The organism is Arthrobacter sp. GCM10027362 (genome assembly GCF_042679445.1).
Classification (GTDB): Bacteria; Actinomycetota; Actinomycetes; order Actinomycetales; family Micrococcaceae; genus Crystallibacter.
This window is the reverse complement of the sequence record NZ_JBHTML010000195.1, coordinates 1-6995: the sequence shown is the minus strand read 5'-3', so window position 1 is coordinate 6995 and position 6995 is coordinate 1. Positions and strand designations below refer to the sequence as shown.

5 protein-coding genes and 3 tRNA genes are annotated in these 6995 nt (G+C 70.4%); 1 reads left to right on the top strand and 7 read right to left on the bottom strand.

What is annotated here, in order from left to right; all coding sequences use genetic code 11:
• On the bottom strand, positions 1-499 hold a 499-nt coding region (locus ACFQ36_RS19200), incomplete at its 3' end, for a thiamine-monophosphate kinase (protein ID WP_377016535.1).
• 71 nt (positions 500-570) lie between these two features.
• On the opposite strand from ACFQ36_RS19200, the gene ACFQ36_RS19195 reads away from it, so the two are divergent.
• Entirely contained in the window at positions 571-1101 is a 531-nt protein-coding gene (locus ACFQ36_RS19195; RefSeq protein WP_377016533.1) for a DUF1697 domain-containing protein, read from the top strand.
• A 49-nt stretch (positions 1102-1150) separates the two neighbouring features.
• Here ACFQ36_RS19195 and ACFQ36_RS19190 read toward each other — a convergent pair whose 3' ends face one another.
• The 6 genes from ACFQ36_RS19190 to gltX all read right to left on the bottom strand — a co-directional run bounded on the left by ACFQ36_RS19190 (position 1151) and on the right by gltX (position 6786).
• Positions 1151-2761, bottom strand: a complete 1611-nt coding sequence (locus ACFQ36_RS19190) for a GTPase (RefSeq protein WP_377016531.1) — start codon at positions 2759-2761, stop codon at positions 1151-1153.
• On the bottom strand, positions 2758-4590 hold the full coding sequence (locus ACFQ36_RS19185) for a dynamin family protein (protein ID WP_377016537.1): 1833 nt from the start codon (positions 4588-4590) through the stop codon (positions 2758-2760). Before ACFQ36_RS19185 ends, ACFQ36_RS19190 begins: the two co-directional genes overlap by 4 nt.
• 112 nt (positions 4591-4702) lie before the next feature.
• Positions 4703-4775: transfer RNA gene (locus tag ACFQ36_RS19180), tRNA-Glu, on the bottom strand.
• Between the two features lie 118 nt (positions 4776-4893).
• Positions 4894-4966: transfer RNA gene (locus tag ACFQ36_RS19175), tRNA-Glu, on the bottom strand.
• Positions 4967-5018: 52 nt separating this feature from the next.
• Positions 5019-5090, bottom strand: a tRNA-Gln gene (locus ACFQ36_RS19170).
• Positions 5091-5280: 190 nt separating this feature from the next.
• Positions 5281-6786, bottom strand: coding sequence for a glutamate--tRNA ligase (gene gltX / locus ACFQ36_RS19165; RefSeq protein WP_377016529.1), 1506 nt, complete (start codon positions 6784-6786; stop codon positions 5281-5283).
• Between the last annotated feature and the right edge of the window lie 209 nt (positions 6787-6995).

The following is a 6995-nucleotide window of genomic DNA, read 5'->3' as shown; positions in this document are numbered from 1 at the left end:
TCACCGCGGCGGTCACGACCAGCGCGGGCCCCTTGCCCAGGTCCCCGCCGACGACGGCGCAGCGCGGCGCCCCGAGTTGCTCCAGCGCCGCGCGCAGCCCGTCCGCCAGGTCTTCCACCCAGGCCACCTCGGTGCTGCCGGGCAGGGTCAGGCTGACCACCAGGGAGGTCGCCTCGGCCCCCATCGCGTTGATATCCGACAGGTTCTGTGCCGCGCACTTCCACCCGACGTCGAAACCCGTGGTCCGGTAGCCGCCGGGCCAGAGCAGCCGGAAATCGTGGTCCTGCACCAGGGTGTCGATGCTGATGACCGTGCGCCCGTCCGGGGCCGCGACGACGGCGGCGTCGTCGCCCGGGCCCACCGGCACCGCCGCCGGCAGGGCAGCGCCCAGCCGCGGGAAGATCCGCTGCAGCAGCCCCTTCTCGTCCAGCTCCGCCACGGTCAGTTTCTCCGCCACCTGCTCCAACACGCTCCCGGCTACCCGTTGATGAATGGCCATCCGCAGGGGAACGGCCGTCTTTCCCTTGGCATCATTCATCACCGGCGGCCCCGGACGGTAATCTGCCCTCCATGACTAGGTATGCGGTCTTCCTGCGCGGCATCAACGTAAACGGGATCAACATCAAGATGGCAGACCTGAAGCGGGAGCTCGCCAAGCTGCCGCTTCAGGGCGTGGAGACCCTGCTGGCCAGCGGAAACGTGGTGTGTTCCGCCGAGGCGCCGGCCAGCGAGGTCAAGGACCTGGTGGAGCAGCGCCTGCGGGAAGCGTTCGGGTACGACGCCTGGGTGATCGTGCTGCCGGCGGAGCGGGTGCGAGAGCTGGTGGCGGCCTGCCCCTACCCTCCGGATGACGACGGAATGCACACGTACATCACGCTGGGGTCGGACGAGGAGCGGCTGCGGGAGCTGTTCGACGCCGGGGCCGGTGCCGGCGCCGAACAGGTCAGCCTGGGGCCCGAGGCCATGGCCTGGCGCTGCCCCAAGGGTGCGACCTTGGACAGCCCGCTGAGCAAGCTCGGGGCCAAGGCCCGGTACAAGAGCACGACCACGACGCGGAACCTGCGCACGATGCTGAAGGTCCTGGATGCCGCCGGAGCGTGAGGCCGCCGCACCCGCGAGGTGACCGTGCCGCCCGGCTTGGGGCGGTCCGTTATCCTGCCGCGGCGGCGAGGGCCTGGCGGAATTCGTTGTAGTGCGCGATCTCCGCGTCCACCGGAGCCACCACCTTCTCCTCGGCGACGTCGGCCACGGCCGCGCGCAGCCGGCGCCGGGCCTTGGCCGCCCGTCTCCTGGCGGCGAACCGGGACACAAAGCCTGACGCGATTCCCAGCAGGATCCCCAGCAGCAGCCCGGCCGCCAGCAGCAGCGTGGGCACCGGAAAGCCTTCGACCTGCGGGGCCGGCGGAACCCGGAACTGCAGGTAGCCCAGCACGAACAGGACCAGCAGCCAGAGCGCGCCGGCCAGCGCCGCGGCCAGTGAAATCCACTGGAGGACCCCGGCCACCGGCCACCACCAGGCCTTCCGGTTGGAGCCCAAGTCCGTCCGGGCCAGCGCCTGGTCCAGGGCGTCCGGCAGGGTGTCGGCCGAAGCCCGCGCAGCCCGCCGGATGGCGCCACGCCAGAGGTCCGGTGCGCCGGCGCTGGCCGCGTCGGCGAAGGCCCGGATGGCCATGTCTGCCTGGGCGCGCTGGGCCGAACCCGGTGCCGGCATGGAGGAGCGGTTGACCGCAGGGTTTACGTCCTGCCGGTCCAGGTTCAGCCGCTTGAGCGGGTCGCTCCGCAACCGGCCCAGCCAGCGCGTCAGCGGCCAGCCGGTGCTGGCATGGGAACGGCGCCGGAAGGACTTCTCCACCGCGTCCGCCACCACCTCGACGCCGGCGGCGAGGGCCAACTGTCCGGCCAGTTCGCGCTTGGCGTCCTTGCCGGGACCGGGCAGCGGGCCGCCGATTCCGCCGTCCTGCAGTCCGGCCACGGCCTTCTGCACATCGGCGCCCAGCCGCTCGTTGGCCGCCTGGCGGTCCTCCACCACCTTGCGGACCGCCGCGCGCAGTTCGGCGATGCCGGCACCGGTGCGCGCGGAAACCGGGAAAATCCTGACGTCCTCCAGCCCATCCCGGACCAGGATGTCCCGCAGCGAGTCCATCACCGGCTTCAGCTCGCCCTCGCGGAGCCGGTCGATCTGGTTCAGGACCACCAGGGTCACGGCCCCGTAGGAAGCCAGCGGACGCAGGAAGCCGTGGTGTACGGCGGCATCGGCATACTTCTGCGGGTCCAGCACCCAGACCAGGACGTCCACCTGCCCGGCCAGGCGCTCGACGATCCTGCGGTGTTCGACGGCGGTGGAATCGAAGTCCGGCAGGTCCAGCAGGATCAGGCCGCCCGGCGCGACCTCCGTGTCCTCGTCCATTCCGTGGCGCCGGGTGACCTGGAGCCAGTTCAGCAGCGCCTCGCTGCCGGCCGTTCCCCAGATGCCCGCCAGCGGTTCCGACGTGGTCGGCCGGCGTGCCGCCGCCCTCGCTATCTGCTCGCCGGCCAGCGCGTTGAACAGCGACGACTTCCCGCTCCCGGTGGCCCCGAACAGGCCCACCACGGTGTGTTCGGCGGAGAGGGACCGGCGCATGCTGGCGCGCTCCAGGACCTCGAACGCCGGCGTCAGCATGGTTTCCGGCAGCCTGCCGACGGCCAGCTCCCGTGCGGTGTTCAGTGCTTCCAGCCGCTGCTGCAGCGGCGAGGCCTCGGTGGCGCTGCGGTGCCGGCTCATGCGCGCTCCCCGGTTGCGCTGCCTGCGGGCCCGGCCTGCGCTGTCTGCACTGCAAGGTCGGCAAGCCTCCGGGCCAGCCCGCGGAGCTCGCCGGCGGATTCCGGGGCATCGAGCAGGTCCAGCCGGGACAGGAAACGCCCTGCCTCGGCCTCCATGAGCCCATTCGTGCGGCGGGCAAGGCCCTCGCGGGCGGTCTTGGTGAGCCGGCGGACAGCGTCCTCCCCAAACACCGCTTCGAGCACCTTCTGGCCGACGACGGCGGTGCCACCGGCCACGCCTATCTCCAAGCCTGTCAGCCCCCCGGTAGTCGCGAAAACCCCGACCATCAGCATGACTCCGAGACCGTTGACGCCGAAGGAAAGCACGCGGGCCCTCAAGCGCCTGTCCTGGCCTTCGATGCGGATCAGGTCCAGCAGATCCAACTGCCAGGCCCTGATCTCGGCGGCCACCGTGTCCGCGAACCCCGGACTTGGGGCGGACAGGTCCTCGCTGCCCAACAGCCGGCGTCCGGCCGGATCGTCCCGCCAGCGGGCGTCGGCGTCCTCGGCCGCCTTGGCCGCCTCGTCCACAATCACCGCCTGCAGCCCGGATTCGATCGCGGTCTCGACGGTCACCGAGGGCGCCGGCTTGCCGCTGAAGAACGCGCCGATGCGGTCCCGCAGCTGCCCGATGCCGGATTCCAGGGTGCGGAAGAATTCACCCGTGCCCACGAAGTCCTGCCAGCGCGCGAGCACCTCCCCGCGCAGCAGCGTCCCGTCCTGGGTGGACAGCAGCGTACGCTTCGCAGCGTCCGCGTAGGCGCCGGCAGCGTCCTGGCGCAGCCTGTCCCCCGCCGCGTGCTGGGCCTGGACGGCGTCGGCTGCCGCTTCCAGCTTGCGGGCCAGGGCGGCGACGACGCCGCTGAGCGTGCGCCGGGCGATGGCCGCGCGCTGCACGCTGTCCGCGGCAATGGCACCCAGCCAGGTCCGGATGGGTGCCACCGTCTGAGGCGGCAGCATGCCCTGCGCATCCAAGGTGGACTCGGGCACCACGAACAGCGGGGCACCGCCGAGTCCCTCGTGTTCCAGCATGCCTTCCAGGTCGGGCCGGACCTCGTCTGCCACCCCGTCCGGCACGCGGTCCAGCACCACGGCGACCGTAATGTTCCGACCGGCCGCTTCGAGCAGCAGCTTCCAGGGCGCGGCATCGGCATAGCGGTTGGCCGTGGTGACGAAGAGCCAGAGGTCCGCCGCGGCCAGCAGTTGGCCGGCCAGTTGGCGGTTGGCGTCGGAAACCGAGTCAATGTCCGGAGCGTCCAGCAGCGCCACGCCCTGGGGAACGACGTCGTCCGCCAGCAGCACCAGGGAGGAGATCGGCTCGTCCTCACCCGGGGACGACGCGCCCGGCAGGTCGGCACTGCCGGCCGCGGGCAAGTCCTTCCGCACCGATCCCATGATCCTGGCCAGCCCGGGCAGGATGCGCTGGTCCGCAAACCACCGCCTGTCCCCGGGGTGGTGCAGCAGGATCGGCTGCCGGGTGGTGGGCCGGATGGCACCGGCCCGGGTCACCGGATGCCCGGCCAACGCGTTGACCAGCGTCGACTTGCCGGCGCCGGTGGAACCGCCGACCACCGCCAGCAGCGGAGCATCCAGGCTGCGGTAGCGCGGCAGCACGTAGTCCTGCAGCTGCGTCCGTGCGCCCGCAATGTCCCGGCGCACCTGGTCCGCGCCGGGCAGCGGCAGCGGCAGGGAGAGCCCCTGCAGCGACCTGAGGACGTCTTCGAGCAGGACGATGGGGCCGGAAGGCCCCCCGGCTGCCGCACCTTCAGCTGTGATTCCCACGCTGACCATCATGCCACCGGGACGGAAAATCAGCAGGTCCGCAGGGGGCCCGGCGGACGCCGGCCGTCCCGGGAGTTAAACAGAACCGGTCCCGGACGCAGCGTCCGGGACCGGTTGACCGTGACCCCAGCGGGATTCGAACCCGCGTTACCGCCGTGAGAGGGCGGCGTACTAGGCCGCTATACGATGGGGCCCTGCACTTTCCTGCCGGCATGCGCCGGCTTGCCGAATGCTGACATTCAGCCATTTCAACCGGGATGATCTCCCGATTAAACGGAACCGCCCGGACAAATAGCCCGGACCGGTTGACCGTGACCCCAGCGGGATTCGAACCCGCGTTACCGCCGTGAGAGGGCGGCGTACTAGGCCGCTATACGATGGGGCCGTGTACTTTCTCTACCGCATTCTTCCCGGATATTCCGCGGGAAAAACCAGCGCTGGGATACCAGGACTCGAACCTAGAATGACGGTACCAGAAACCGTAGTGTTGCCAATTACACCATATCCCAATGGCTTTGGGCTGCCGATGGAGGGGGCCAGCCCCGCTCTCTCAGCGCCTCAGCACGAGTAATTACTTTACCCGAAGTCCGGCGGATGTTCAAAACCGGAACTGCCCGCGGCCGTGAGGCGTCCGTCACATCCGGATGCCGCCGGCCGGAGAGCGGTGGTAACCGTTGTCCGGCCGGCGGGCCTGGGCCGTCAGCTCGCGGCGCGGAACGCCTTCAGCCGGGCCAGGGACGAGTCCTTGCCGAGGATGACCATGGACTCGAACAGCGGCGGGGAGATGCGCCGTCCGGACACGGCGGTGCGTACCGGCCCGAAGGCCAGCCGCGGCTTCAGGCCCAGCTGCTCCACCAGGGCCTGACGCAGCGCCGCCTGGATGTTCTCCGCGGTCCAGTCCTGCACCGGTTCCAGCACGGCGATGGCGGCGTCCAGCACCTCGGCCAGGTTCCCGGGCATGCCCTTGCGGGCGTCGTCGGCGACGTCGATCGCGTCGTCGTCCTTGAACAGGAACGCCAGCATCTCCGGTGCCTCGCCCAGCAGCGCGATGCGCTCCTGGACCAGCGGCGCGGCCTCGGTGAGGATCTCCTCCTCGCGCCCGCTCAGCTGCTCCCCCACCAGGTTTGCCGCCTGCAGGTACGGCACCAGCCGGTTGCGGAAGTCCTCCGGCGCGAGCATGCGGATGTGCGTGCCGTTGATGGCCTCGGCCTTCTTCAGGTCGAACCGGGCAGGGTTGGCCAGGACATCGTGGACGTCGAAGTGCTCGATCAGCTGCTCGACGGTGAAGATGTCCTCGTCCGCGGACAGGCTCCAGCCCAGCAGCGCCAGGTAGTTCAGCAGCCCCTCCGGGATGAAGCCCTTGTCGCGCAGCAGGAACAGGTTGGACTGCGGGTCCCGCTTGGACAGCTTCTTGTTGCCCTCGCCCATGACGTAGGGCAGGTGACCGAACACCGGCATGTACCGGGCAATGTCCAGCTCCATCAGCGCCCGGATCAGCACCACCTGGCGCGGTGTGGACGAGAGCAGGTCCTCGCCGCGCAGCACGTGGGTGATGCCCATCAGCGCGTCGTCCACCGGGTTGACGAGGGTGTACAGCGGGGAGCCGTCGGCGCGGACGATCACATAGTCCGGGATGCTGCCGGCCTTGAACGTGATCTCGCCGCGGATCATATCCGTGAAGGTGACATCTTCGTCCGGCATGCGCACCCGCAGCACCGGTTCGCGGCCCTCGGCCTGGTAGGCCGCCACCTGCTCCGGCGTGAGGTCGCGGTCGAAGTTGTCGTAGCCGAGCTTGGGATCGCGGCCGGCGGCCTCGTGCCGGGCTTCGACCTCCTCCGGCGTGGAGTAGGACTCGTAGGCGTAGCCGGCCTCGACCAGCCTGGCCACCACATCCTTGTAGAGGTCCAGGCGCCGGGACTGGCGGTACGGCTCGTGCGGGCCGCCGACCTCCACCCCCTCGTCCCAGGTGATGCCGAGCCACTTCAGCGCCTCGAGCAGCTGCTGGTAGCTTTCCTCGCTGTCCCGCGCCGCGTCCGTGTCCTCGATGCGGAAGACGAAGGTGCCCTTGGTGTGCTTGGCATAGGCCCAGTTGAACAGGGCGGTGCGGATCAGCCCGACGTGCGGGGTGCCCGTGGGAGAAGGGCAGAACCGGACCCGGACCGGTGTATCGGAGGTGGCTGTGGGGGTTTCAGCTGCAGTAGTCATAGTGGCTTCAAGTCTACGGGAGCGACGCTCCCGGCAGGCGGCCGGACGTTGGCCGCTGCCTGGCCTGTTCCCCCGTGGCCGGCCGCTTCCCCCGCGGCCGGCCGCGCGCTCCGGCTAGCGGACCGCCTGCAGCAACACTGCGCAAATGCCGCCGCAGACGGCCGCGCCAATCAGCGCCGACACCCACAGCAAACCGGTGCCGGCGCGCC

Excerpts from the sequence above, each read along its gene's own strand:
- gltX (WP_377016529.1), bottom strand. The coding sequence starts at position 6,786 with ATGACTACTGCAGCTGAAACCCCCACAGCCACCTCCGATACACCGGTC.
- ACFQ36_RS19195 (WP_377016533.1), top strand. The coding sequence starts at position 571 with ATGACTAGGTATGCGGTCTTCCTGCGCGGCATCAACGTAAACGGGATC.
- ACFQ36_RS19185 (WP_377016537.1), bottom strand. The coding sequence starts at position 4,590 with ATGGTCAGCGTGGGAATCACAGCTGAAGGTGCGGCAGCCGGGGGGCCT.
- ACFQ36_RS19190 (WP_377016531.1), bottom strand. The coding sequence starts at position 2,761 with ATGAGCCGGCACCGCAGCGCCACCGAGGCCTCGCCGCTGCAGCAGCGG.